Here is a 26058-nt window from a genome sequence, read left to right on the forward strand (position 1 = left end):
GCTGTCTCCCCATCAATAGAGGCGGAAACGTGACAAGTTCGACGCTCCTGCGCGATTGCCCGCCTTCTTAACGTGGCGGACGAAAAGATCAATGCCGACAAGCATGTTTGAAGTGGGCAGAGAGGCCTAAGACGAAGGCCTATGCTAGGGTTTGGGCGTGATCGGTCCCCGAATCAATCCGCGCGCCGTTGTTCATGTCTAAGAGCCTGCGCTTAGCCGCCGCGGTCTGGGTGGCGGTTGCTCTCGCCGGCTTGACGTCCGTTCCGGCGAAGGCGGCCGAAAGCTACGCTATTGCCATGCATGGCAAGCCGGCGCTGCCACCCGATTTCACCCATATGCCCTACGCCAACCCCGATGCGCCCAAGGGAGGCCGGCTGATTTGGTCGGTGCTCGGAACCTTCGACAGCCTCAATCCATTCATCGTCAGGGGCATCCCGGTCCAGCAAGTTCGCAGCTACGTCATCGAAAGCCTGCTGGCACGCGGCAATGACGAGGCCTTCACGCTGTATGGCCTGCTCGCCAGGACGGTCGAGACCGACAACGACCGGACTTACGTGACATTCCACATCGATCCGCGCGCGCGGTTCTCTGACGGTACGCCGGTGCTCGCCGATGACGTCCTGTTCTCCTGGCAGCTCCTGCGCGACCATGGCCGGCCCAACCACCGGCAATATTATGCCAAGGTCGCCAAGGCGGAGGCGCCGGATCCCCTCACCGTGCGCTTCGATCTCGCGGGAGCCAGTGACCGGGAACTGCCGCTGATCCTCGGGTTGATGCCGATCCTGCCCAGGCACACCGTCGACGTTGCGACCTTCGAGGAGACGAAGATGAACGGCCCGGTCGGCTCGGGCCCCTATCGCGTCGGCGCGGTCAAACCCGGCACCAGCGTGACGCTGACCCGCAATCCCGACTATTGGGGCCGCGACCTGCCGGTCAATCGCGGCCTCTACAATTTCGATGAGATCAGGCTCGATTATTATCGCGAGGCCAACGGTCAGTTCGAAGCCTTCAAGCGCGGCCTCTACGACTTTCGCGTCGAGACCGAGCCGCTGCGCTGGCACGACGCTTACGACTTTCCCGCCGTCAGAAGCGGCGAAGTGATCCGCGACACCTTCAAGCCGGGTGTGCCGCAGCCCTCGGAATTTCTGGTATTCAACACCCGTCGTCCGATGTTTGCCGACATCCGGGTGCGCCAGGCGTTGACGCTGCTGTTCGACTTCGAGCTGGTCAACCGCAGCTATTTCTTCGGGCTCTATTCGCGCGTGGCTGGCTACTTCGCGGGCTCGGACCTGTCGGCCTATGGCCGCCCCGCCGACGCGCGCGAGCAGGAACTTCTGAAGCCATACGCGGCGCGAATCCGGCCGGACGTCATGGACGGCAGCTACCGCCTGCCGGTGACCGACGGCTCGGGGCGTGACCGCGCCACGCTGCGCGCGGCATTGAAGCTGCTCTCGGAGGCGGGCTACGATCTCGACGGCACGGTGCTGCGCAATCGCGCGACGAAAGCGCCCTTCACCTTCGAGATCCTCGTGAGCACGCGCGACCAGGAGCGCATTGCGCTCTCCTTCGCGCGTGACCTCAAGCGCGCCGGCATCGAGCCGACCGTGCGTTCGGTCGATCCGGTGCAATTCGACCAGCGCCGGCTCGGCTACGAATTCGACATGATCCAGAACCGCTGGGACCAGTCGCTCTCGCCGGGCAACGAGCAGTCGTTTTACTGGGGCAGCGCGGCCGCCGACAATCCCGGCACCCGCAACTACATGGGCGCGAAGGACCCGGCCGTCGACGCAATGATCGCGGCCCTGCTGGAGGCGCGCGATCACGCGGATTTCGTCTCCGCCGTCCGGGCCCTCGACCGCGCCCTGATCGCCGGCTTCTACACGATCCCCCTGTTTAACGTATCGGAGCAATGGATCGCGCGCTGGAATCGGATAGAACGGCCATCGGCTACCGCGTTGTCCGGTTATCTGCCGGAGACTTGGTGGCAGAAGGCGGACGCCCCGAGCAAGTAACAAGGCAACCAGCAAGCGACGTGATGCACCAGCCAGCCGTATCGCCGACGCTCGACACGCTGTTCCAGCGGACGCTGGCGCGCCAGCCGCATGCGCCGGCGCTGTACGATCCCCTCAACAAGATTCGCATCGCCGGGCATCTGCCCAGGCGCTTGACCTATGCCGAAGCCGATCGGGCGATCGAGGCGCTGTCGGCCCATTTCGTCGAATCCGGCCTGCCGGCCAACTCCGTCATCGCCGTGCAACTGCCGAACACGGTCGAGTTCGTGCTCACGGTGCTCGCGGCCCATCGCGCCGGCCTCGTCGTCGCCGTGCTGCCGCTCTTGTGGCGGCACGCGGAGCTCACCGCAGCGCTCAACCGCACTGCGGCGCGTGCGATCGTCACCATGAGCAAGGTCGACAGTGTGATCTACGCCGATCTCGCCATGCATGCCGCGGCAGAAGCCTTCTCCATCCGTCACGTCTTCGGCTTCGGTACCGATCTGCCGGAAGGCATGGCCTCGCTCGACGATGTTCTTTCGCGCGCGCCCGGCCCGACACGCAGCGTCATCCAGGACGGCCGCAAGGCGGCGATGATCTCCTTCGACGTCACTGCGGAAGGCTTTCGTCCGGTGCCGCGACCGCATTTCAGCATCATCGCGGGCGGGCTCGCGATGTCGCTCGAAGCCGACATTCCGCAGGGCGCGACCATCATGTCGGCGTTCACGCCGATGTCGTTTGCCGGCCTCGCCTCCTCGCTTGCGATCTGGCTGCTCTCCGGCGGAACGCTGGCGCTGCATCATCCCTTCGACAGCGAGGTCCTGGAGCAGCAAATCAACGAGCAGGGCTGCGAGGTGCTGATCGCACCCGCGCCGCTCGCCTTGCGGCTCGGCGAGGCCGATCTCGCGGCGCGGATGCCGGGTTTGCGTAACGTCATCGGACTGTGGCGCGCACCGGAGCAGGTCGCGGCGAGCGATGCCTGGATCGCGCCACACGCGCCACTGACGGACGTCTATTTGTTCGGCGAGGCCGGCTTGTTCGGGGCGCGGCGCGGCGAGGACGGCATGCCCGTGGCGGTGATGCCGGGACCGCATGGCGCCCCGCGCGAGCAGTCCGGCGCCTCGGTCGCCGGCGAGATCCTGCTGACGCCAAAGGGTACGCTCGGCCTGCGCGGGCCGATGGTACCGATCGCGGCTTACGCCCCGCCGCAACCGGTCGGCGACACGTTGACGGCGCAGCCGCCGCGCGACTACATCGACACCGGCTATGCCGCCCGTCTCGATCGCCCGAGCGGCGCGATCTGCATCACTGCGCCCCCCTCCGGCATCATGGCGGTCGGCGGCTACCGCTTCCTGTCCAACGACTTGCAGGAATGGGCGCGCCGGCTCGGCCAGGGTGCGCTGCTCACGGCGCTGCCTGACCGGCTCTCCGGACACCGTCTGGCCGGGCGCGCCCAGGACAATGCAAGGGCACGCGAGGCCCTCAGCGAACTTGGGCTTAACCCCCTGATGGTCGAGGCTTTTCGCGACCGCACCGGACCCGGTTGAAGCGCTTTTCACTGCCTCCGTTGACCCGGCATTAAGACGGCCCAACTAGATTGCGCAGCATTTCGTGTGCGTAGTTAGAGCTTGAGATGTCCCAGGCGGGCCCGATCCTCTTTGTGTCCAATGCCCAACGGCCGGCCTTCATTTCGGCGCTCGACGAGCCCCGGCTTTTTCCCGTCATCGACAGCGATTGGGCGAGCGCGGCACGCGCCATCGAGGATGTCCAGCCGGCCGCCGTCGTCGCAGCGCTTGCCGGTGGACATGAGCCGCATCTCGCCGCGGTCGCAAGCGCGATCGCTGGCCAGATGCTCTATCTGCCCCTCATCATCGTCGATCCCCAGACAGCCCTGCCCCATAACGCGCTGCCGTTCACGCTGCGCGGCAACGATTCCGACCGCCTCATCGCGCGACTGCGCGCCGCGATGCGCGTCCGCACGCTGCACGCGACCGTGCTGCGTCGCCTGCCGGAGGCAAAGGTCTCGCTGCCCGACTCCGACCCCGCGCGCGATGCCACCGTGCTGCTGATCGGCCGCGGCTCCGCCTATCCGGCGCTGTCGGTCGCGCTTGGCGAGCGCATGGGCGTGATCGGGGCTCTCAGCATCGAAGCCGCAGCAAAGCATCTCAACACCCGCGACATCGACGGCGTCGTGCTCGCTGAAGGCTTTACCGCACGCGTTGCCGACGCTTTCCTCACGGTGCTCGCGGAAGACAGCCGCTTCCGCAACATGCCCGTGATCGTAACCGCGCATCAGCTCACCCAAACTTACGACCTGCCGAACCTCGAACTCGTCTCCAGCGAGCCGGCACAGATCGCGGCCAACGCATTGCCGCTGATCCGTCAGCACGCGATGGAGGCGCAGTTCAGCCGCACGCTGCGCTCGATCGACGCCGGCGGCTGGCTCGATCCGCGCAGCGGCCTGCTCACGCCGGAAGCCTTTGCCCGCGATTTTTCCAAAGCGGTCGAGCAGACGCTCGCGCGCGGCGGCGGCCTGTCGGTGGCGCGCTTTGCTTTCGCTGCTGGCAATCCACGCGCGCAGCTCGATGCCGCGCGGATCCTGAGCCGGCTGATGCGACAGATGGATTTTGGCGCTGCGCAGAAGGATGGCTCCGTCGTCGTGGTGTTCGCGGAGACCGACTTCCGGACCGCCCATATGATCGCCCGCCGCCTCTCCGCCGTCATGCGTCACACTTCGAACGGCAAGCGCGAACCGCGCAGCGAGCCCGTCGTCAGCGTGGATTCGCTGTCGCCATCGGATACCGCGAGATCGCTACTCGCCCGACTCTCGGCAGAAGCGCCGCGCGCGGCCTCGTAGCCAAAGATCTCCGGCGCCGTAGGGTGGGCAAAGCGACTTGTCCGCCGTAACTCGAAGAGCGAAGGCGGAAGCGTGCCCACCTTTTTTATCGCACGCGCAGAGAGATGGTGGGCCGGTGCTACGCGCCTTCGCCCACCCTACAACATCACATCAACAGCTACGCCGCCTTCTTGCTCGTGGCGAGCTGCGCAAGCTGGCGCAGGATCTCCGTCGTGCCCGCAAGCCGCTCCTCCGGCGTCTCCCAATCCTGGAAGAATACCACCTTCATGTCGGGCCGCACCTTCGCGGCCTCGCCGTGGCTGCGGATGAACGACACCAGGCGGTCCGGGTGGGCAAAAGAATTGTCGCGGAAGACGATGACCGCCCCCTTCGGGCCGGCATCGACCTTCTCGACATTGGCGCTCCGGCAATAGGCCTTGATCGCCGCGATCTTGAAGAGATACCGCACCTCGTCGGGCAACACACCAAAACGGTCGCGCATCTCGGCGGCAAAGTTCTCGATCTCCTCCTCGGTGTCGAGATCGGCAAGCCGCCGGTAGAGCGACAGCCGCACCGAGAGGTCGCCGACGTAATCTTCCGGGATGAGCACGGGCATTCCGATCGTAATCGACGGCGACCAGCGGTCGGCCGCGGGCTCCGAGACGCCGGCCTTGAGGTTGACGATCGCCTCTTCCAGCATCGACTGATAGAGCTCGAAACCGACTTCCTTGATATGGCCGGACTGCTCCTCGCCGAGCAGATTGCCAGCGCCGCGAATGTCGAGGTCGTGCGAGGCGAGCTGGAAGCCTGCGCCGAGCGTTTCCAGTGATTGCAGTACGGTGAGCCGGCGCTCGGCCTGAGCGGTGATCTTCTGCTGCGCCGGCAGCGTGAACAGCGCATAGGCGCGCAGCTTCGACCGACCGACGCGGCCGCGGAGCTGGTAGAGCTGGGCAAGGCCGAACATGTCGGCGCGATGCACGATCAACGTGTTGGCATTGGGAATGTCGAGGCCGGACTCCACGATGGTGGTCGAGAGCAGGATGTCGAATTTGCCGTCGTAGAACGCCGTCATGATGTCCTCGATCACCGCGGGCGGCATCTGCCCGTGCGCGACCGCGACCTTCATCTCCGGCACGTTCTTGTCGAGGAAGTCCTTGACCTCGGCCAAGTCATCGATCCGGGGCACCACGTAGAACGCCTGCCCGCCGCGATAGCGCTCGCGCAGAAGGGCCTCGCGGATCATCAGAGGATCGTGAGGGGCAACGAAGGTACGCACCGCGAGGCGGTCGACCGGGGGCGAGGCGATGATCGAGAGCTCGCGCACGCCAGTGAGCGCGAGTTGGAGCGTGCGCGGGATCGGCGTCGCCGACAGCGTCAGTACGTGCACCTCGGAGCGGAGTGCTTTCAGCCGCTCCTTGTGGCTGACGCCAAAGTGCTGCTCCTCGTCGACGATGAGCAGGCCAAGGTCGCGGAACTTGATCGCCTTGCCAAGCAGCGCGTGGGTACCGACGACGATGTCGACCGAGCCGTCGGTGATGCCCTTCTTGATCTGGTTGAGCTGCTTGGTTGGGATCAGCCGCGAGGCCTGCGCCACCTGCACGGGGAAGCCGCGGAAACGTTCGGTAAAGGTCTTGTGGTGCTGGCGGGCCAGCAGCGTGGTCGGCACCACCACCGCGACCTGCTTGCCTTCGAGCGCGACCGCAAAGGCCGCGCGCAATGCAACCTCCGTCTTGCCGAAGCCGACGTCGCCGCAGATCAGCCGGTCCATCGGACGGCCCTTTTCGAGGTCCTTTAAGGTGGACTCGATGGCCCCAAGCTGGTCCTCGGTCTCGTCATAGGGGAAGCGTGCGCAGAACTCGTCATAGAGGCCGGGCTGCACCGGCAGCTTTGGCGCCTCGTGCAGTTGCCGCTCGGCGGCGATCTTGATCAGTTCGCCCGCGATCTCGCGGATACGGTTCTTCAGCTTGGCCTTGCGGGTCTGCCAGCCAGAGCCGCCGAGACGATCGAGCTCGACCGTCGTCTGGTCGGAGCCGTAGCGCGAGAGCAGCTCGATGTTCTCGACGGGCAGGAACAGCTTTGTCTCGGCCGCATAGTGCAGCTCGAGACAGTCGTGCGGTGCGCCGCTGACCTCCAGCGTCTGCAAGCCGACGAAGCGGCCGATGCCGTGGTCGACGTGGACGACGATGTCGCCAGCCGCAAGGCTCGTCACCTCCGAGATGAAATTATCGAGCTTGCGGCTCGCCTTGCGCGGCCGCACCAGGCGGTCGCCAAGAATGTCCTGCTCGCTGATGAGCGCAATCTCGTCGGTCTCGAAACCGCTCTCCAGGCCCAACACGGCGAGCATAGTCTCGTTGCGCGGGGTCGCCTGCACGGTGCGCCAGCTATTGACGCTGGTCGTATGCGCCAGCTTGTGGTCGCGCAGCATCGAGGTCATGCGGTCGCGCGAGCCTTCGGTCCAAAGCGCGACGACGACCTTCTTGCGTTGGGCTTGCAAGGCCATTACGTGCGCCACCACCGCCTCGAAGACGTTGACGGTGGAATCGTTGCGCTCGGGCGCAAAGTCACGCCCCTTGCGCGCGCCGGCATCGATGATGCTGCTGCCGTCGTCCGGCACCGAGAACTGCGTCATCCGCACCAGCGGGATCCCGCCTTCGCGCTTCGCCCATTCCTCTTCGGTCAGATACAGTCGATCCGGCGGCAACGGCTTGTAGACGGCACCGCCGGTCGGATGCTCCAGCGCATCGCGACGCGCCTCGTAGTAATCGAGGATCTGCTTGAAGCGTTCGCGGATCGCATCCTCGGCTTGCGGCTCGATCGCGACGGCAGCGCCTTGCAGATAGTCGAACAGCGTGTCCATCCGCTCCTGGAACAATGGCAGCCAATGCTCCATGCCGGGATGGCGGCGGCCTTCGCTGACGGCCTCGTAGAGCGCATCGTCGCGCTCGGGCGCACCGAATTCGGCGACATACCCCATGCGGAAGCGGCGGATGGTTTCGGTGACGAGCTGAAATTCCGAGATCGGCACCAGATCGAGCGAGCGCATGTCCAAGAGCGTGCGCTGCGTCTCGGCATCGAAGGAGCGGATCGATTCCAGGCTGTCGCCGAAGAAGTCGAAGCGGACGGGCTGGTCGAGGCCAGCCGGGAACAGGTCGAGAATGCCGCCACGCACGGCATATTCGCCGGGCTCGCGCACTGTGGAGGAGCGGCTATAGCCGTTGTGCTCGAGCCAGGCGACGATCGTGTCCATCGGCACGACATTGCCCGGCGCGAGCGAGAGTGCCTGCGCCGCCACCAGATCGCGCGAGGGCACGCGCTGCACAATGGCGTTCACGGTGGTCAGCACGATCAGCGGCTTATCGCTGCCGGTGAGCGAGGCCAGGCGCGCGAGCGTGGTCAGGCGCTGGGCCAGGATGCCGCCATGCGGCGAGACGCGGTCATAGGGCTGGCAATCCCAGGCCGGGAACTGGAGCACGGGCAGATCCGGCGCGAAGAATTGCAGCGCTCGCTCGAGCTGCTGCATGCGCGGACCGTCGCGGCAGACGACCGCCAGGCTGACGGCCGACTTCTTGGGCCGCGCTGCGATCGCGCGGGCGAGATCGGAGACGACGAGTCCCTCAGCCCCCTCAGCGACATTGGCGAGAGTCAGCGCGCGGCCGGGCGCCAGCAACTCGGCCGGTGATTTCAACGCCGGTTTCATACGTTGCCATCCGCCACGGGAAACGCCTTGATGCGGGCAAACAGCACTCCGGCGACGTCGGCCGGCAGCACCTTGTCGCCGGTGATGGCGGCATAGAGGTCGGGATCATTGACTTCGAGCAGGCGCTCGAGCTCGGCAAGCTCGCCCTCGGACAGATTGCCGATCTCCGCGTCCGCAAAGCGGCCGAGAATGAGGTCCATCTCGCGGGTGCCGCGGTGCCAGCAGCGGAACAGAAGCCGCTTGCGGCGCTCGTCCAGGCCACCGCTCGATCGTGTCGTTCCCGTCATTTTCGTAAGATCCAGTCCAACGCCGAAAGCCCGGACGTGCCGGGCGGGGGTGATATAGCGACTGAGGCGACCAATGTCAGCTTTTTGTTGCAGCGGCTCACGGTACTCAGACCATCATGGCCCGAGCCGCTCGCCCGATGAAAAAAGCCGTGGATGCCCGCCATAAAGCCGGGCATGACGGGCACGAACGATCCTAGATTCGCCTCATGCGCCCCAGCCTGCTCAATCCGCTGTTTGCTCTCGTGACCAGCCTGCCCGGTGTCGGGCCGAAGCAGGACAAGCTGTTGCGCTATCTCCTTGGTCGCGATGAGACGCCGCGGCTGGTCGATCTCCTGCTGCATCTGCCGAGCAACGTGATCGACCGCCGCGCCCGGCCGAAGATACGCGACGCCGTTGCCGGCACCGTGGTGACACTGGAGGTGACGATCGATCGCCATCGCCCACCCCCGCCGCGCAATGCGCGCGCCCCCTACCTCGTCTACGCCAGCGACGACACCGGCGACGTGGTGCTGACGTTCTTCCGAGCCAAGCCCGGTTATGTCGAAAAGCTGCTACCGGTCGGCGAGAAGCGCTACGTCTCCGGCACGCTCCAGATGTATGACGGCATCCCACAGATCGTGCATCCCGACCGCGTGCTCGACGAGGAGGCCATCGCAAAGCTCTCCGGCATCGATCCCGTCTATCCGCTGACAGAGGGCCTGGCGCTCGGCTCGCTCCGCCGCGCTATCGCGCAGGCGCTGCAAAAGCTGCCGGCCTTGCCGGAATGGATCAGCCCGGAGGTCATCCGCCGCTGCCACTTCCCACCCATCGCGGAAGCGCTCACGCGTGTGCACCAGCCGGTCGAGCTCACGGACGTGCTGCCGGACCAGCCGTTCTGGTCGCGGCTTGCCTTCGACGAGTTGCTCGCTGGCCAGCTCGCGCTGGCGCTGATCCGCGCGCAGCTGCGCAGGCCTGCCGGCGTGCGCAATGCCGGCGACGGTCATTTGCGCAACAAGATCATCGACGCCCTGCCCTATGCACTGACGCCGTCGCAGCGCAACGCCGCGGCGGCGATCGCCGACGACCTGAAACAGCCCGTGCGCATGCTGCGGCTGCTTCAGGGCGACGTCGGCTCCGGCAAGACCGTGGTGGCACTGCTGGCAGCCGCCGCCGTCGCCGAAGTCGGCAAGCAGGCCGCGCTGATGGCGCCGACCGAAATTCTGGCGCGCCAGCACATCAAGACCATCGCCCCGCTCGCCGAGTGCGCCGGCTTGCGGGTTGCGATCCTCACCGGGCGCGAGAAGGGCAAGGAGCGGCGCGACATCCTCGCGCGGCTTGCCGATGGCGAAATCGATCTTCTGGTCGGAACCCACGCGCTGATCCAGGACGACGTGATCTTCAGGGCGCTCGCGCTTGCGGTGGTCGACGAGCAGCATCGCTTCGGCGTGCGCGAGCGGTTGGCGCTGACCTCGAAGGGCGAAGCGGTCGACGTGCTGGTGCTGAGCGCCACTCCCATCCCGCGCACGCTGGTCTTGACCTATTTCGGCGACATGGATGTGAGCGAGCTGCGCGAGAAGCCGGCGGGCCGGCAGCCGATCGACACCCGGGCTGTGCCGATGAGCCGCCTTTCTGAGGTCATGGACGGCGTCGACCGAGCACTGCAAGCGGGCAAGCTGGTCTACTGGATCTGTCCGCTGGTCGAAGAATCCGAGGCCGAGGGTACCGAGCATCTGACCAACGCGACCAAGCGTTTCGAAAGCCTGCAAAAGCGTTTTGGCGATCGCGTCGGTCTGGTCCACGGCCAGATGAAAGGCACGGAGAAGGACCGCGTGATGGCGCAGTTCGCCGCCCACGAGATCGGACTTCTGGTTGCCACCACGGTGGTCGAGGTCGGCGTGGACGTGCCGGCGGCAACCATCATGGTGATTGAGAACGCGGAACGTTTCGGGCTCGCACAGCTGCACCAGTTGCGCGGCCGTATCGGACGCGGCTCGGAAGCCTCCACCTGCCTCCTGCTCTACAGTGAACCGCTCGGCGAAATGTCGAAAGCACGGCTCAAGGTGATCCGCGAGACCACCGACGGTTTTAGGATCGCGGAGGAGGATCTGAAATTGCGCGGCGAAGGCGACGTGCTCGGCGTGCGCCAGAGCGGTCTCCCCGGCTACCGGATCGCACGCTCCGAGGTGCACAGCCAGCTCATCACGCAAGCGCGCGACGAGGCGCTGCGCATCATGAAGGACAATCCGAAGCTCACAGGCGAGCGCGGCGAAGCGCTGCGCTGCCTGCTGTATCTTTATGAGCGGGACGAAGCGATCCCGCTGATCGGGGCAGGTTGATGCTTATCGATCTGGTTTGTCCCCGTCAGTGGCGGGCAGACCAAAGGCCGGAACGGGCCCGCACGAATCTGCAATGCTCGGCTTCGGTCGAATCATTGGCCGGAAACATGCACTCAAGTCGTAGCTCCTCTGCAGTGACCGTCTGCGGCGTTCCGACCGTTGTGATCATGGAGAAATAGTCCAGCGTCACCCCGTCCTTGACGAAGGTAAGCGGAATCATCGGCAGGGCATCACCCGGTGACGGCGCGCGCCATTCCGGCTTCACGCCCGGATATTGCGACAATTCCGCCAGAAGCGCCTTCATCCTCTCGTCGATGACGCGTCCGACCGCCTCGCGATACACGCGCGCGAGTAATCCCCGGGCCGTCTCTGGCCAGTTCGCCACGAAAGGACGCATGCCTTCCGGATCGAACATGAGGTGCAGCAAGTTCCGCGGGGTCGGTCGTGCGGACATGTCGATGAAGCAGTTGAACAACTGCGGTGCTGCCTCATTGGTCATCAGCACGTTCCAATACCGGTCCATGACGATAGCCGGAAAGGGCTCGTGTTGACGCAGCATGCGTTGCAAGGCGCGGTTGATGCTCGTCATGACGGGCGCATCGAGAGCGGGATCGAAATAAGAGGGCGCGTAGCCGGCGGCCAGCAGCAGCTCATTTCTTTCGCGCAGCGGGACATCGAGGGCCTGGGCAAGATCGAGCAGCATTTGGCGGCTCGGGGTGCTGCGGCCACTCTCCACAAAGCTGATGTGCTTCTGCGAGACACCGGCATCGAACGACAGATCGAGCTGCGTCTTGCCGCGAATATCCCGCCAATGACGCAGGAGAGCACCTGCCGAAGTGGCCGCGGTTGTCTTGATGTCGCTGGCCGTCGCTTTCATGTCGACCGCTCCTTCATTCGACTTTCCGATGTGCAGCTGCGTCAACACTCTACAGCGGGGGTGCCGCGGATCACCCGAGGCACCGAAAGGCCATTGGTGCAGGACTGAACCAGGAGATCAACCAAAGGCAACCGGGCCTACTGCACCAACCCAGCGACGCACCTTGGTGTCGTCCTTCTCGTCCATATAGAAGAAATGGGTCATCGTGGGATGCACTGTCGCCGCCGACCGGTCATCGGGTGTCATGTCCACGACACCGCGAAACACTTTCAGGAATCCGGCATCCCAATATTCGGTGACGTGATGCAGCGCAGTGAACCCGGTGTCGATAAAGGCCTTCAGATTGGCGCGGATCGCCTCGCGCCCCTTCCAATCTGCCACGCCAAGATTGCAGACGGCATCCTCCGCAAAGCAGTCGAAACCCTTTCCGAAGGTCTTGTCGTCGATCTCCTTCCACATGTCGAGGAGCCACTGGGGCGGCTCTTTCCTCGTAAACATGACTTGCATATCTCTCTCCTCATGTAGTGACTCACGCTCACCAGCAAACCTGATTGGATGCTTGCCGGCGGGTGGATGATCAGGAGAGTAGTCGGGCCGCGAATTGGCTCAATTACATGCCAGGTAATAAAGCCGACGCGGCGCGGACGTCATCGTATGGGCGCCTCCGCTCTTTGCGGACAACTAGGCCTTTTTCGCGCTTTTCTCCGCAAACGCTTTCAACAGCGCCGCATCCGCCGCCTCGCCCTTCGCATCTTCAGCAAGATGCTCGAACCACCGCGCAAAACCCTCGTAGACCTGGCTCGCAGGATGATCGGGTCCCAGAAAACCTGCGATCTCCCGCATCTCGGCGACCCAGCGATAGGCCTTCGGGATCATGTCGGGCAGTGCGGTGGACAGCCGTGTCAAAATCGCGGGTTGGCTGAGCGCGAGTTCGTCGCGCAGCGCATCGGCGGCGCCGGTCTTGGTGGCCGCCAGCACCATGGCCGAGCCGATGCCGGCGAGACCCTTGGCGATACCCGCGTAGGACATTTTCAGCGCGGAGGCTGCGCCGACCGGGCCTTCCACGATCCGCAGGTCAAGACCAAGCTGTTTCAGCACGGCCAGATCCTTTGCGCGCTCGCCGGACACGTAGAACGCCGGCCCCTTGCTGCCGGGCTGCGGCGGAAAGCCGATGATGCCGGCATCGACGAACGGCGCCTGCGCCGAACCGATGATCTCCTCGATTCCCAGCACGGTATCGACGTTGACGGCGTTGCAGTCGACGACCAGCGGCTTCTTCTCCCGCCTCACGATCACCGCGGCCAGCCGCTCGGCAAGCGCCACGGCCTCGCCCGGAGGCACGATCGACAGGATGATATCGCAGCCGGCGATATCGGCATCCTCGGCGGCGATCATGCCCGCCTCTGCGGCGCGCTTTGCGGTTTGCTCGCTGCGCCCCTTCAGCGAGGTCAGCACGCACGCGCCGTTTTCACTCAGGCGACGGGCGACCGCGCTGCCCATGGCGCCGGGTGCGAGGATCGCGATGGTTGGGGACATGGCTCACTCCAGTTCGAATGCGAAAGCGATCTGCGCTTCGTCATCTCGAATGATAGCAGAGTGAGGGAACCGCAAAACGAATGGCCGCCATCCCGCGGTGGAATGACGGACGCTCACTCCACCTTGGCGGGCTCGGGGTGGACGGCCGCGGCATTGGCGATGCGGGCGGCGTTCACCACACCCGCAAGGGCGGCGATCTTCTTTGGATCGGGGCTCGATCCCGGCTGCACCACGCCCGCCGACATGATCAGAGTCGCAGCGTCTTCCGCGCTCAGCTCAACCTCGATGATTTTGCTCTTGGGTACATAGAAGAAGAAGCCGGTTGTCGGGTTCGGCGAGCACGGCAGGAACACCGAGACATGCTCCTCCTGTCCCGGGAGGCTGCGGGCGATGTCCTCGCTCGGCGATTGCGAGATCAGCACGATCGACCACATGCCCGGCGAGGGAAACTCGACCAGCCCGACTTTCCGGAAGCTCGACCCCTTGCCCGAGAACAGCGTCTCGAACACCTGCTTCAGGCCGCGGTAGATGGCGCGCACGGCCGGGATGCGGCCGAGGAAGGTCTCGCCGACATCGACCAAGGTCCGGCCGATCAAATTGGCTGCCAGGAAGCCGACCAGCGTCAGCGTGAAAAATGCGACAATCAGTCCCCAACCGGGAACGCCGTACGGCAGATAAGTTTCCGGCCGATAGGCCAGCGGCACGAACGGCCGCACCACCCCGTCGACCCAGGTGACGAACCACCAGACCAGATAAAGGGTGATCGCGATCGGTCCCGTAACGACGAGGCCGGTCAGAAAATAATTGCGGAATCGGCCCATCAGGCCGGTATGCGGCTCCGGCGGCAGGTCTTCGGCAGGCACAGGCGGGGACGCGTCGTCACGGGCGGTCATTCGGGTTCCAAGTCGGTCGCAGCACTCTAGCTAGGGTCTTCTAGCAGATTTTTGAAGGTGCAAAGCGACCGCACCCGCTCTTGTCCTGAGCCCATCCCTGCCTATTCGACGGTCACCGACTTGGCGAGATTGCGCGGCTGGTCGACGTCAGTGCCCATCACGACCGCCGTGTGGTAGGCTAAAAGTTGCACGGGAACGGCATACACCATTGGCGTGAACGCAGGCGCCATGTCGGGCATGACGATTGTGACGAGCGAATCCACCGTCGCCTCCGCTGCGCCCTTGGCATCCGTCATCAGGATGATGTTGCCGCCACGGGCAGCGACCTCCTGCATGTTGGAAACGGTCTTCTCGAACACGCGATCGTGGGGCGCGATCACCACGACCGGCACGGTCTCGTCGATCAGCGCGATCGGCCCGTGCTTGAGCTCGCCGGCGGCGTAGCCCTCGGCGTGGATGTAGGAGATCTCCTTCAGCTTCAGGGCACCTTCGAGCGCGAGCGGGAAGCTGGTGCCGCGGCCGAGATAGAGCACGTCGCGCGACTTGGCGATCCGGTGCGCGAGCTTCTCGATCTGCAGCTCGGTGGTGAGCGCGTCCGCCATCAGGCGCGGGACCTCGACCAGGCCATGCACGAGCCCGGTCTCCTCCTCCTCGGATAATTCGCCGCGCGCCTTGCCGGCCGCGACCGCGAGCGAGGCGAGCACCATGAGCTGGCAGGTGAAGGCTTTTGTGGACGCGACGCCGATCTCGGGACCGGCGAGCGTCTGGAGCACTGTCTCACTCTCGCGCGCGATCGTCGAGGTCGGCACGTTGACGACGGCGAGCGTGTGCGCGCCTTCAGCCTTGGCGTAGCGCAGCGCAGCGAGCGTATCGGCCGTCTCGCCCGATTGAGAAATGAAGATCGCCAGATCGCCCTTGCGCAAGGGCGCCTCGCGGTAGCGGAACTCGGAGGCGACGTCGACCTCGACCGGCAGGCGCGCCATGCGCTCAAACCAGTACTTTGCGACGTAGCCGGCGTAGCTCGCCGTGCCGCAGGCTGTGATGGTGACACGCTGGATGTCGCGGAAGTCGAACGGCAGCTTCACCGGCAGCGACACGCGCTCGGATGCCATGTCGATATAGCGGGCCAGCGTGTGGCCGACGACCTCGGGCTGCTCGTGTATTTCCTTCGCCATGAAATGGCGGTAGTTGGCCTTGTCGACAAGCGAGGTCGAGGCCGCATGCTTGATCTTGTCGCGCTGGACGGCACGGCCGTCCTTGTCGAAGATAGCAACGCTGCTGCGGGTCAGCACGACCCAGTCGCCGTCCTCGAGATAGCTGATCGTATCGGTGAACGGGCCGAGCGCGATCGCGTCCGAGCCCAGGAACATCTCGCCATCGCCATAGCCGATCGCGAGCGGCGGACCGTTGCGAGCGCCGATCATCAGGTCGCCCTCGCCCGCGAAAATGAAGCCGAGCGCGAACGCGCCGCGCAGGCGGCTCAAGGCGAGCTTCACCGCCTCGATCGGCTTGTTGCCGCGCGTGAGCAGATGGTCGACCAGATGCAGCACGATCTCGGTGTCAGTCTCGGTGCGGAACACCGTGCCCTTCGCTTCGAGTTCCTCGCGCAGCTCGCGGAAATTCTCGATGATCCCGTTATGGACCACCGCGACGCGCTCGGTGGCGTGCGGATGGGCATTGTGCTCGGTCGGCTTGCCATGGGTGGCCCAGCGGGTGTGGCCGATCCCGGTCGTCCCGTTCAGCGGCTCGTCACGCAGCCGGGCCTCGAGGTTCTTCAGCTTGCCCTCGGCGCGCCGCCGCTGCAGGTGATCGCCTTCGAGCGTGGCAACACCCGCGGAGTCGTAGCCCCGATATTCAAGCCGCTTGAGCGAATCCACCAATTGCTCTGCAACCGGTTCGCGCCCGAGAATGCCGACAATCCCGCACATGCGGATCAATATCCCCCAAATCGTCGAAAAATCGCCAAAACGACGCGATCGGTTTTTATCGAAACTCGCAAGGAACCAGATACTCAAGAATTATTGCGGATTGCGACAGCACCAAATGGCGGTAGCCCTAACGTGCCGCGAATTGGCTGGCCTTTAACCCCGCGCATTAACTTGCTGTCAACAAGTTTGGCCAACGATTCCGGCGCAGGAGATAACGCCATGAGAGGCTCATCCGACCGCAAGGGTCTGTCGTCGATTTACTTGCGCGCGAGCGAGACCGCGGGCACGCATCTGGCGCATTGGCCGCCGCCCCAGCGCGGCAAGGAGAGCAAGCCGGTCTTCGTCAAGCATCCGACCGGCGAGCCGGCGAAGCGCGCCAAGCCGCGCGGCTGGCGCCTGACCCGTGCGATCTTCTCGGAATTCGCCGAGGACGAATAGCGCGGGCCGGCTTTCGCCTGCTTTTCCGTCTTGATCTCGCGATCGCGCGCGGCGCCCCCTCACGGTCTGACGGACGGCCGGCTGCGCCCCCGGGCCTATGCTGGAGCCTGCCGAAATTGTCTCCGGGGCGGCGAATTCCCCTTGCTTCATCCTTAAGTTGCGGCATAGTCGCAATTATTGATTTATTCTTACTTCAACTGGTTGAGGCGGAAGATGACACAAGCATCTCTTCCCGAACCGGAATCTCGTCATCGCGACCAGAGCAAGCGCACATTTCAGTTGGGATTGCTGCTTGCCTTCAATCTTGCGGCTTTCGCGGTCATCGGGCTCATTTACTTCGGTATCATCGAATTCCGCGGAACGCCGCATTTCATTGTCCTGTATCTAATGCGGGTCCTGTTCATCTGGCTGCTCTTGATCGACGCATTCTGGTTGGCGGCATTAGCGCTGCTTTACCTAGCGAAGCGCGAGGCTTCGCTCCTGCTCCCCCCGTTTTCGCCGTTCTGGCTGCGACGTCGATACTGTCTGTATTTGCTTGGTATCTGCATCTGCTGTTACCGACACAGGTGTCGATCGATCTTCCAAGCTCGGAGCCATCAAGTGGGCAGACCGCCGGCCCCCCTCCGACACCTAGTCCTTTGCCATCGGCGACGCCGACTCCTTCGCCATCGGCGACACCGGTCTCTGAGCCACTTCGGAAACTGTCGGCCTATTGGAACAGCTGGTTTGAATACCAGGATGAGCTTGCCCCCGAGACGCTGACGGTCGGCAACACCTACACGTTTGCGCTCGACATCTCCGCTTTCAACTATGCAGACCTCCGCGCCGCGGCCGTCCGCAGCACGTTCGTCGATCCCGCCATCAGCGAGATATTGGCCGATCCCAAGTGGAAGACGCTCCAACTCAAAATCAAGCCTCTGCTGTCCGAGGGAACCGGCTTGCGCTTCGACGCGCCCAACCAAGTCGATCTCCCTCTTGAGGCTGATCTGGAGCGGATCCGTAGTCCGAACACAGAGGAGGAGAAGCGCTATGCGGCCGGGGCTACGACCTTGCCGACGTTCTCGGCCAGGGCAGCGGCCGGCGCGATGCGCTTCAAGTTTCATACCGAAGCCGCGGGCTGCTTCGCCATCGTCCTCGCCATTCTGAACGAGAGCGGTTTCCCCCTAGATCATCTCGTCCGATGGGTGGCGACGGCCAAACCGGGTGATCCTTCTCCAGCCTGCCAGTCCGAGGCGTCGGGGCAGAGGCTGCAACAATACAGCGGGCTCGACCAACTGCTTCGTATTTCGCTCGAGCTGGAAGAGACCAACTCGTCAAGGTTCGCGTCGGCCGCTTTCCATATTTTCGATACGCCCGCCGGCAGCTTCGTCGTGTTTGTCGATGGGCGAGCGAACCGCAAGAAGTCGATCTTTGCCTGGCAGACGGGTGAGAGCATCGCAAACTACGTGTCGGACCCGCACCGACTGCCTCTGCTGATTCAGCGCGCAAGGGACGCTGCACAGACAAGCGGCGGATCGAGCGGCGCGTACATTGGCGCGGCCAAGGAGCTTGCCGACATCCTCTTCAGCGGGCAAGGCGACGCATATGAGGACGAAGCGGCTCAGGCCAAGGCTGCCTTCCAGGAACTCGTCGCGCAGTCCCCAAGCCGTCCGGTTGTCGTGGTGCGCGTGGTCTCCGATGCCAAATCCGGCCAGAACCGAAGCGTATTCCTCCCGCTCGGCATTCTGGGGGCGGCCGGCAACGGAGCGGTCCTGACCCAGCCCATCACGGTCATGCAGCCCCTGCCACGCGAAAGCTACGCGGCAAACTCCAAGGCTTGCGTTGGCGACTGGACCTTTGGAGTGCCGCCTGAGCTGGACAGGGACAACGAGGACATCAGCCAATTGTGGCCGCCCGACGCTTCCGGGAAGAACTGGGTTCATGACGTCGCCGGTCTGAAAGCCTATCTCTCCGATGCCAGCCCGGTCGGTGACCAACCTGGACAGGGCTTCGTGTTGCTGGCGCATCACGGCAACGGCAATCTCTGGTTCGACGACGAGGCGCAGCGCGTCATTCGTCAAAACGTCACCCGCCGCTTTCCAGGCGGCAGTGTCGCAGTCTTTGCCGCCTGCTCCGTCGCTACGGCGAGTTACGACACCACCTTCGTGCAACGATTCAACGAGCGCGGCGTGGACACGCTGATCGCTTCACCATTTCCCGTCCCTGCAACCTATGGCACGCGGCTTGCGCTGGAGTTTCCGCAAGCCATCGAGGACGTTCGTAAAGGCGCCAAGCCAACCGTTGGCGACCTCTTCGCTGCGGCCATTGCGAGGACCGCCCACCGGCTGGAAGAGGACGCCAAACGGAACTTTCGCGAGATGGGCCTGGAATACGTGCTGTTGGGAAATCCCAACACGCCGCTCTGCGATAAACCCTAAGTCAGGTGGCCGCTCATGATGACCAGAAATAGTAGCATTTGGGGATCCGGCCTTGCCCTTGCATTTTGGCTGGGAAGCGTCGCCTTCGCGTCCAGCCAGACTCAAACGACGGCACAAACGGACAGCGCCGCCGTCGCGACCGCGGCCTATCAAGCGCCGTCCCCCGAAGGACGCTACCTCGCCTTCATCAGCGACCTTCACTTCGGGATTGGCAAGAAAGCCGACGGGTCCTGGGATCCGACCGAGGACTTCCGATGGCCTCGCGCTCTCGAGGGCTTCCTGAAGGCACTGTCGACGGAAGGTCACGAGAAGGTCGATCTCGTGATCGTCGGGGATTTTCTGGAGCTCTGGCAGCCGCCGCCGGACATTACATGCACTGGAATGGGCGCCAATTTCGGCTGCACGCTCGAGGAAATGGGAAAGCTTTCCGGGATCGTTGCCAAGGCGCACGACGAAGAACTCGCGCTCCTGCGCGCGTTCGCCGAACGTGGAGAGAATCGCCTGCATCTTATCCCGGGCAACCATGACTCGACGCTGCGCTACGAACAGGTCTGGCGACCGATCGGCGCAGCTCTTCATGCGGACAGTGGTCGGATCGAACTCGTGACCAGCGGCATCTGGAGCTCTCCGGCAGGAAAGGTTGTTGCCGAACACGGCCACCAGATCGGACTGGACGTCAACGGATACGACAACTGGCCTGATATCGTCGAGAAGATCAACGGCATCGATTACGTCGTGCGCCCCTGGGGCGAACTCTTCGTGCAAAAGCTGTTCAACGAGGAAGAGCACAGCTACGAGATCATCGACAATCTGATGCCGGAGTCGGTCGGCGTGAGCATCAGGGCGGCCGAACGCGGGCGGCTCGGGACCGCCGCCGACTCGGCTCGCTTCATTCTCTTCAATCTCTGGGATGCATCTTCGAAACAGGCGGCGATCATGCTTGGCGCGCCTCCAGACAGAAAGCCTGAGTGGAATATCCGTTACGCGCGCGATCTGGGAGCGGATCTGTTCCTCAATGCGCTGAACGCCGACGACCCGTTGCGCGGCCAGATTTCCGGCGACAGTGCCGAGGCCAGGGCGACCAAGGCTCAACTCGCGCAAATGGCGCATGATGCATCGCAACTGCCGGATGAGGCCGTGCTCCACCTCTGCGATCTCGGCGCGGACAGGAACCAGAAGTACTGTATCGAAGCGCAACTTGGCTCTGCGGTGCTGTACGCGCTCGACGCCAAGGACAAGATCCTCGCCCGTCATCTGAGAAATCGTCAGAAGCAATTCCGCGCGATCCGCTACTTCATCTACGGTCACACCCACCAGTATGAGGATGCACGATCGATCGCACTCAACGATCTCTTCAGCGTCACCATTGCCAATACGGGAGCTTTCCAGCGGCTAATCGACGAGGAGGGCTTTCGGAGCCGACTGGACGGCAAATCGCCGCAGGAAGCTCTCCACACCATGCGGCTGGAGCAATTGCCAGCCTGCTATGGCGTAATCACCATGAGCGACGAGAGCGCCGCTCCCAAGGTTCGAGCCTGGTTCATGGACGAGCAAGGTCCCGGGCAATTCGTCCTGCACAGCGACCGACAATGCAAATAGGCGCCCGAGTCAGCTCTCCGTCTTCTTACCCATCTTCATCTCGCGATAGCGCGTAGCGCCACCTTCGCGGATGGTCTGCTGATTGCGTTCCAGCGCCATCGCATCGTCGGGCACGTCTTTCGTGATGACCGAACCTGAGCCGATATAGGCGCCGTTGCCGATTTTGACGGGGGCGACCAGCGAGGAGTTGGAGCCGACGAAGGCGCCCTTCCCGATCAGCGTCTTGTGCTTCTTGAAGCCGTCGTAGTTGCAGGTGATCGTGCCGGCGCCGATGTTGGAGCTGGCACCGATGGTCGCATCGCCAATGTAGGAGAGATGGTTGACTTTAACGCCGGCTTCCAGCGTTGCGGCCTTGGTCTCCACGAAATTGCCGATGCGCGCGCCGTCGCCGAGCGAGGTGCCTGGCCGCAGGCGTGCATAGGGTCCGATGGAGACGTTCTTGCCGAGCGAACTCTCCACAATATGCGAGAAGGAGTGGATCACCGTTCCGTCGGCGATCGACACGCCGGGGCCGATCACCACGAAGGGCTCGATCGTCACGTCCTTGCCGAACGTCGTGTCGGCGGCGAGATAGACGGTTTCCGGCGCAATCAGCGTGACGCCGGCGTCCATCGCCGCTCTCCGCAGCCGCGCCTGCATCACGCTCTCTGCTTCCGCAAGCTGCGCCTTGGTGTTGATGCCGCGCACCTCGTCTTCGCTGGTCTCGATCACCACGGCCTCCCATCCCTTGTCGCTGATAACGCCGACTGCGTCCGTCAGATAATATTCGCCCTTGGAGTTGGCATTGCCGATCTGGTCGAGGATCGCCAGCGCGCGGCGCCCATCCAGCGCCATCACGCCGGCGTTGCACAGCGTGATCTTGCGCTCTTCGGCGGTCGCATCCGCGTGCTCGCGGATCGCAACCAGGCGGTCGCCTTCGACAATGAATCGGCCGTAGCCCGTCGGATCGGCGGCACGAAAGCCGAGCGCGGCAAGTGCTGCGCCGCTCGCGAGCGGCACGCGCAGCCGTTCGAACGTTTCGGCCGAAATCAGCGGCGTGTCGCCGAACGCGATCAGAAGATCATCTGCACCGCGCGCGATCGCCTCGCGCGCCGCCAGCACCGCATGCGCGGTGCCGAGCCGCTCGGCCTGCACGAAGGTGAGCGTGTCGGGCCGGATTCGCCGCGCTTCGTCCGCAACGGCTCCGTGGTCGGGCCCGATCACCACCGCGAGCGACGTGCCGGTTCCTTTCGGCGCGGCCGCGAGCACATGGGCGAGCAGTGACTGGCCCGCCACCGGATGCAACACTTTGGGCAGGCTCGATCGCATGCGCGTGCCTTCGCCGGCGGCGAGTACGATGGTGAGGCTGGAGCGGGCGGTCATCGATCTCCCCAGTGATTCCAGTGCCGGCCGAGTCGCCTCTGATCGGAGCGAGCTGCCTTAAGCGTTGTCATAGAGGCGTTTTGCTCCCCCCGCAAACGCCGGGAATTCAAGTGCATCCCGCTTTTCCTGTTAATGTTCCATGATTGATTCGGGGAAGCTCGACGGGCTGGGCGCTTAACAAGCATGGCAAAGGATTCCGACCCATTGGCCGGCGTCTTCGAGACCAAGGAATCCGGCGGTCTTCTCGCCGGACTCCTGGCCGAGGAGAACGAGTTCGATCGCCGCATGATGTGGCGGCTCGGCTCGTGGGGCGTCGGGGCGGTCGGCGCCGTGGTGATCGCAGTCATGGCTAGTCAGGCGCAGCTCGGGTGGCGGCGCGACCAGGTCGCAGCCGCCGATCTCACGCGCCAGGCCGACCGGCTCCAGTTGCTGACAAGGGAGAGCCAGAGCGAAGCCCGCAGGCTGGCCTCCGCGATCGAGACGCTCAACACCGATCGCGACCGGCTCTATTCGCGCGTCACGGCTTTGGAGCAAGGGCTCGATTCCGTCACCGGTGCAATCGCAAAGCAGAATGCCGCGCCGGCCACGTCCCCGCAGGCATCCGCGTCAAAGCCGCAGGACGCAGCGGCATCCACCGCGCAGCCGACACCCTTGCCTTCGCCCGCCGCGCCGAACGTCGCGCCGGTCGCCTCGACGCCTGTGGCGGGCGACAAGCCGCGCGTGGACGCCGCCAAAGAGCCGGCCAGGGAACTGAACAAGGAACAGAGCAAGGATCAGGTCAAGGAACAGGCCAAGCAGCAGGCCGCTCCGTCGCCCCAGACCGCCGCGGCAGCATCGCTCGTTCCGCAATCCTCGACACTGTCTGCCGGACCGCCCATGCCGCTGGTTGCGTCCAAATCGCTGATGGCACCGCCCGATCCCGCCGCATCCAAGCTGGTCCAGCCGGAAACGGCAGACAAATCGGAGAAGGCTGACAAGGCCGACAAGACAGAGAAGACGGAAAAGACCGAGAAGCCAAAGTCCGACGCGGCGTCCCCAGCCGAGGTCGCGGCTCCGGCTGCCGAGCCCGAAGCCGCTGAGAGCGAAGCGCCGGCACCGGCTATCACCGTGCAGCAGACCCGGTTCGCAGTCGATCTCGGCAGCGCCAGCTCGATCGGTGGGCTGCGCACGCTGTGGCAGGGCCTGATCAAGTCCAACCCGGAGATTGCCAACCTCCGGCCGATCATCATGATCAAGGAGAGCAAGACCGGCGCGGGCATGCAGCTCCACCTCGGTGCCGGTCCGCTGGTGAATGCGGCCGCCGCTGCCAAGATCTGCGCCGGTTTGACTGAAAACGAACGGGCCTGCGAGACTAGCGTGTTCGACGGCCAGCGCCTGTCTATGCGCGGTGGCCAGGACCCGGTGCCGCAGGCTGCGCCGCAAGCCGATACAGCGCCGGCCACCGCCAAGCCGGAGAAGCCGCAACACCGACGGAGCTACTCTTCCAAGCGCACCAAGCGCGAGGAGCCGCCGCCACCCCCGCCGGCAGCGGCCGCACCGCCGCCCAAGCAAGAGGCGACGGCCACATCGACCATATCCTCGTTCTTCAGCAGAAACAAAAACTGAAGTTAGATCAGCCCGTTACCGCGAGACTCTGAGGCAAATTCACACGGCCTCCGCCTTGCCTGTTGCCCGCATCCACCTTCCCGACCATATTGGCCCCATGAAGAAGAAACCGTTCCGCCTCACGCCCTACCAGGTGCAGTTCCTGCTCGTGGTCGGCTTCATCACCGTCGGCTATGCGCTCTATTTGCGCTATCTCGCGATCGAGTTCTCGCAAGTCTCGCTCGCCTGCGACGCCGGCCTGCAGACCGTGATGTGCAAGGCGCGCGCGACCGCGACCGTGCTGTTCAAGAACTCGGTGTTCGGCATCGTCGCGCTGGTAATCGCGACGTTGAACCTGATGCGGCCCTCGATCGTGCTGCTGACGCTGGGCGTGATCGCCGCAGGCCTCGGCATCGTGCTCTACAACATCGTGTTGTCGGGGATCGCGATCGCGCTGCTTATTCTGGGCTTTGCGCGGCCCGCGCCCGCCACAGCGTGAACGCCAATAGCAGGTACATTGCGCAGGTCCACAGCGACTGCCAATTGTCGCGCCCCTCGTTGATCAGCACGTAGGCCGCCGATAGCGCCAAGAGGCCGGCAAAGACCGACTCCGCGATCGGACGCAAGCCGGTCTGCGGGCGGTTCAGCATCAGAAGCGCAAACGGCACCACCGCCATGGTCAGCGAGGCGAACGGAAAATCGCGGTAGCGCGGATCGAACACGAAGCCGAGCGCGGTTTCGGTTGCGATCACCGCGGTCACCGCAAGCGTCAGCCCGAGCGCCGCGGTGAGCTTCGACCATTTGCGTTCCTCGCGTGGACCAAGGATATCGAGGAAGGTCGGCAGTCCCCGTCCAGACACCAGCGCCTGCGCGCAGAAGATCGGCGACAGCACGCCGGCGGCAAGCAGCGCGCCCCATTGCAGCCAGCCGCCCCATCCGTAGCTCTCGTAGTACATCTTGTCGAAAGCGATTCCGAACAGCACGCCGGCTGACGTCGCGGAAATGCCGACGCCGAGCCATGCCGAGAAGCGCGGCGTCCAGGGCCGACGGCGCAACGTCAGGCCTGCGACTGCGAACACCAGCATGCTGACCGCCATGCCGGCGCCCATGTACCATTTCCAGTACGGGAAATTGCTGATCGGCTCGCCTGGCGGATACTTAAGCTGGCGGCGGACGGAATCGATAAACCCCCAATAGCCGCCGACGGTGCCTTCGATTTGACGCTTCCAGGGCTGGTCATAGGCCTCGATCAGGTTGACGCGAAAGCCCTGCGCCTTGGCGAGGGTCAGGATCTCCGACACAACGCGCGCCTGATTGGTGCGCGAGGGCAGCGCGCCTTCGCGCATCCGCCCCTCGCTCGGCCACCCGGTCTCGCCGATCAGGATCTCCTTGCCGGGAAAGGCGACCGCCATGCGCTGGCGGATCTGCTCGAGATGGGCGGCGGCGAACTTGGCGCGGATCGGAAAATCCTCCCAATAGGGCAGGATGTGGATCGTGACGAAGTCGACGGCGTCGTAAACCTCGCGATTCCTGAGCCAGTATTCCCAGACATCGGCATAAGTCACGGGAACGGCAACCTGAGCCTTCACCGAACGGATGATGGCCACGAGATCGGCCGTGGTCATCTCGCCGCGCAGCAGCACCTCATTGCCGACCACGAGCGAGGTGACGGTGTCGGGGAATTCCTTGCTCAGGCGGACTGCGGTCGCGACCTGGGAGAAGTTCTTGGAGCGGTTGCTGCCGAGCCAGATGCCCTGGATCACCTTCAGCCCGCCGACCTTGGTGGCGATCGCAGGCACCTGATCAAGCCCATTCTCGATCGAATAGGTGCGAACGCAGTCGGTGATGTCCTTGAGCTGTCGCAGATCCTGCTCGATCTGGTCGGCCCCGATATGGGTCGAGGGGTCGAGCGGCGTCTGGTCGCCACGGAACGGCGCGTAGGAGACGCATTGCAGCTTGGAACTGGGATCAATAGGCGCGCGCGCCAGCGTGATCGGCGTGGCCAGCCACCACCACACGGCAGCAATCGCACCCAACGATAAGAGCAAGAGCGCCAGTGGCGTACGAAGAGTAATCAGTTCCGTCCTCCGCGAAGGGTCCGTCGATTACCTGCTTGCAGGCCGTCTGCCAAGGGGGGCCGATGCCGACAAGCGGCAATTGCACCTGCCATCCCGCCCCTTTCGCCTGCGGCTCTTCGACCGGCGCATAGCATGGTGACTTTGCTGGACAAAATTCGAAATACCAGTCATGGCATTTCAACGGGACTTTTCCGCCGCATTGGAGACCCATTTGGACGGC

At 64.3% G+C, this 26058-nt stretch carries 18 protein-coding genes; 9 read left to right on the top strand and 9 right to left on the bottom strand.

The genetic code is table 11. The features are described 5' to 3' along the window. The first annotated feature begins 194 nt into the window (after positions 1-194). The 3 genes from Q3C01_RS10865 (at position 195) to Q3C01_RS10875 (ending at position 4848) form a co-directional block, all read left to right on the top strand. A complete protein-coding gene (locus tag Q3C01_RS10865) occupies positions 195-2012 on the top strand; it encodes an extracellular solute-binding protein (RefSeq protein WP_458145318.1) in 1818 nt (605 codons plus the stop codon). 23 nt (positions 2013-2035) lie between these two features. Next, positions 2036-3538 carry an AMP-binding protein gene (locus Q3C01_RS10870; protein ID WP_458145319.1) on the top strand — a complete coding sequence of 501 codons (1503 nt, stop codon included), beginning with the start codon at positions 2036-2038 and terminating at the stop codon, positions 3536-3538. 86 nt (positions 3539-3624) lie between these two features. Beyond that, positions 3625-4848 (top strand): GGDEF domain-containing protein, encoded by a 1224-nt coding sequence (locus tag Q3C01_RS10875; protein ID WP_458145320.1) that lies wholly within the window; start codon positions 3625-3627, stop codon positions 4846-4848. Positions 4849-5005: 157 nt separating this feature from the next. On the opposite strand, the gene mfd is transcribed toward Q3C01_RS10875, so the two are convergent. Continuing rightward, positions 5006-8524: a transcription-repair coupling factor gene (gene mfd, locus Q3C01_RS10880; protein WP_458145321.1), complete on the bottom strand. Its 3519-nt coding sequence runs from the start codon at positions 8522-8524 to the stop codon at positions 5006-5008. After that, entirely contained in the window at positions 8521-8811 is a 291-nt protein-coding gene (locus Q3C01_RS10885) for an FAD assembly factor SdhE (RefSeq protein ID WP_458145322.1), read from the bottom strand. The genes mfd and Q3C01_RS10885 overlap by 4 nt, the downstream gene beginning before the upstream one ends. 206 nt (positions 8812-9017) lie before the next feature. Between Q3C01_RS10885 and recG the strand changes: the two genes are divergently transcribed. After that, positions 9018-11126, top strand: coding sequence for an ATP-dependent DNA helicase RecG (gene recG / locus Q3C01_RS10890; RefSeq protein ID WP_458145323.1), 2109 nt, complete (start codon positions 9018-9020; stop codon positions 11124-11126). A 25-nt stretch (positions 11127-11151) separates the two neighbouring features. Here recG and Q3C01_RS10895 read toward each other — a convergent pair whose 3' ends face one another. The 5 genes from Q3C01_RS10895 to glmS form a co-directional block, all read right to left on the bottom strand. Then, positions 11152-12003: a helix-turn-helix domain-containing protein gene (locus Q3C01_RS10895; protein ID WP_458145324.1), complete on the bottom strand. Its 852-nt coding sequence runs from the start codon at positions 12001-12003 to the stop codon at positions 11152-11154. A gap of 117 nt (positions 12004-12120) precedes the next feature. Beyond that, positions 12121-12510: a nuclear transport factor 2 family protein gene (locus Q3C01_RS10900; RefSeq protein WP_458145325.1), complete on the bottom strand. Its 390-nt coding sequence runs from the start codon at positions 12508-12510 to the stop codon at positions 12121-12123. 174 nt (positions 12511-12684) lie between these two features. After that, the gene (locus Q3C01_RS10905) at positions 12685-13539 is read right to left on the bottom strand and encodes an NAD(P)-dependent oxidoreductase (protein ID WP_458145326.1); all 855 of its coding nucleotides are present in this window, start codon (positions 13537-13539) and stop codon (positions 12685-12687) included. Between the two features lie 113 nt (positions 13540-13652). After that, positions 13653-14432 carry a DUF502 domain-containing protein gene (locus Q3C01_RS10910; protein ID WP_458145327.1) on the bottom strand — a complete coding sequence of 260 codons (780 nt, stop codon included), beginning with the start codon at positions 14430-14432 and terminating at the stop codon, positions 13653-13655. A 101-nt stretch (positions 14433-14533) separates the two neighbouring features. Beyond that, a complete protein-coding gene (gene glmS, locus Q3C01_RS10915) occupies positions 14534-16360 on the bottom strand; it encodes a glutamine--fructose-6-phosphate transaminase (isomerizing) (protein ID WP_458145328.1) in 1827 nt (608 codons plus the stop codon). Between the two features lie 219 nt (positions 16361-16579). Here glmS and Q3C01_RS10920 point away from each other — a divergent pair, with 219 nt between their 5' ends. The 3 genes from Q3C01_RS10920 (at position 16580) to Q3C01_RS10930 (ending at position 20814) form a co-directional block, all read left to right on the top strand. After that, entirely contained in the window at positions 16580-16798 is a 219-nt protein-coding gene (locus Q3C01_RS10920; RefSeq protein WP_458145329.1) for a hypothetical protein, read from the top strand. Positions 16799-17670: 872 nt separating this feature from the next. Next, entirely contained in the window at positions 17671-19215 is a 1545-nt protein-coding gene (locus tag Q3C01_RS10925) for a hypothetical protein (protein ID WP_458145330.1), read from the top strand. 15 nt (positions 19216-19230) lie between these two features. After that, the gene (locus Q3C01_RS10930) at positions 19231-20814 is read left to right on the top strand and encodes a metallophosphoesterase (RefSeq protein WP_458145331.1); all 1584 of its coding nucleotides are present in this window, start codon (positions 19231-19233) and stop codon (positions 20812-20814) included. Between the two features lie 9 nt (positions 20815-20823). Here Q3C01_RS10930 and glmU read toward each other — a convergent pair whose 3' ends face one another. After that, positions 20824-22176, bottom strand: coding sequence for a bifunctional UDP-N-acetylglucosamine diphosphorylase/glucosamine-1-phosphate N-acetyltransferase GlmU (gene glmU / locus Q3C01_RS10935; protein ID WP_458145332.1), 1353 nt, complete (start codon positions 22174-22176; stop codon positions 20824-20826). Between the two features lie 183 nt (positions 22177-22359). On the opposite strand from glmU, the gene Q3C01_RS10940 reads away from it, so the two are divergent. Together Q3C01_RS10940 and Q3C01_RS10945 are read left to right on the top strand one after the other, a co-directional pair. Then, positions 22360-23781, top strand: coding sequence for a hypothetical protein (locus Q3C01_RS10940; protein WP_458145333.1), 1422 nt, complete (start codon positions 22360-22362; stop codon positions 23779-23781). Between the two features lie 97 nt (positions 23782-23878). Beyond that, positions 23879-24259: a hypothetical protein gene (locus tag Q3C01_RS10945; protein WP_458145334.1), complete on the top strand. Its 381-nt coding sequence runs from the start codon at positions 23879-23881 to the stop codon at positions 24257-24259. Here Q3C01_RS10945 and Q3C01_RS10950 read toward each other — a convergent pair. Beyond that, positions 24219-25778 carry a glycoside hydrolase family 17 protein gene (locus Q3C01_RS10950; protein WP_458145335.1) on the bottom strand — a complete coding sequence of 520 codons (1560 nt, stop codon included), beginning with the start codon at positions 25776-25778 and terminating at the stop codon, positions 24219-24221. The genes Q3C01_RS10945 and Q3C01_RS10950 overlap by 41 nt on opposite strands. Positions 25779-26058 lie beyond the last annotated feature (280 nt).

It is taken from the genome of Bradyrhizobium sp. UFLA05-109 (assembly GCF_054185165.1).

What these genes read in the sequence shown, in the direction of transcription:
- Q3C01_RS10865 (WP_458145318.1), top strand. Translation starts at nt 195, where the DNA reads ATGTCTAAGAGCCTGCGCTTAGCCGCCGCGGTCTGGGTGGCGGTTGCT.
- Q3C01_RS10870 (WP_458145319.1), top strand. Translation starts at nt 2,036, where the DNA reads ATGCACCAGCCAGCCGTATCGCCGACGCTCGACACGCTGTTCCAGCGG.
- Q3C01_RS10875 (WP_458145320.1), top strand. Translation starts at nt 3,625, where the DNA reads ATGTCCCAGGCGGGCCCGATCCTCTTTGTGTCCAATGCCCAACGGCCG.
- mfd (WP_458145321.1), bottom strand. Translation starts at nt 8,524, where the DNA reads ATGAAACCGGCGTTGAAATCACCGGCCGAGTTGCTGGCGCCCGGCCGC.
- Q3C01_RS10885 (WP_458145322.1), bottom strand. Translation starts at nt 8,811, where the DNA reads ATGACGGGAACGACACGATCGAGCGGTGGCCTGGACGAGCGCCGCAAG.
- recG (WP_458145323.1), top strand. Translation starts at nt 9,018, where the DNA reads ATGCGCCCCAGCCTGCTCAATCCGCTGTTTGCTCTCGTGACCAGCCTG.
- Q3C01_RS10895 (WP_458145324.1), bottom strand. Translation starts at nt 12,003, where the DNA reads ATGAAAGCGACGGCCAGCGACATCAAGACAACCGCGGCCACTTCGGCA.
- Q3C01_RS10900 (WP_458145325.1), bottom strand. Translation starts at nt 12,510, where the DNA reads ATGCAAGTCATGTTTACGAGGAAAGAGCCGCCCCAGTGGCTCCTCGAC.
- Q3C01_RS10905 (WP_458145326.1), bottom strand. Translation starts at nt 13,539, where the DNA reads ATGTCCCCAACCATCGCGATCCTCGCACCCGGCGCCATGGGCAGCGCG.
- Q3C01_RS10910 (WP_458145327.1), bottom strand. Translation starts at nt 14,432, where the DNA reads ATGACCGCCCGTGACGACGCGTCCCCGCCTGTGCCTGCCGAAGACCTG.
- glmS (WP_458145328.1), bottom strand. Translation starts at nt 16,360, where the DNA reads ATGTGCGGGATTGTCGGCATTCTCGGGCGCGAACCGGTTGCAGAGCAA.
- Q3C01_RS10920 (WP_458145329.1), top strand. Translation starts at nt 16,580, where the DNA reads ATGAGAGGCTCATCCGACCGCAAGGGTCTGTCGTCGATTTACTTGCGC.
- Q3C01_RS10930 (WP_458145331.1), top strand. Translation starts at nt 19,231, where the DNA reads ATGATGACCAGAAATAGTAGCATTTGGGGATCCGGCCTTGCCCTTGCA.
- glmU (WP_458145332.1), bottom strand. Translation starts at nt 22,176, where the DNA reads ATGACCGCCCGCTCCAGCCTCACCATCGTACTCGCCGCCGGCGAAGGC.
- Q3C01_RS10940 (WP_458145333.1), top strand. Translation starts at nt 22,360, where the DNA reads ATGGCAAAGGATTCCGACCCATTGGCCGGCGTCTTCGAGACCAAGGAA.
- Q3C01_RS10945 (WP_458145334.1), top strand. Translation starts at nt 23,879, where the DNA reads ATGAAGAAGAAACCGTTCCGCCTCACGCCCTACCAGGTGCAGTTCCTG.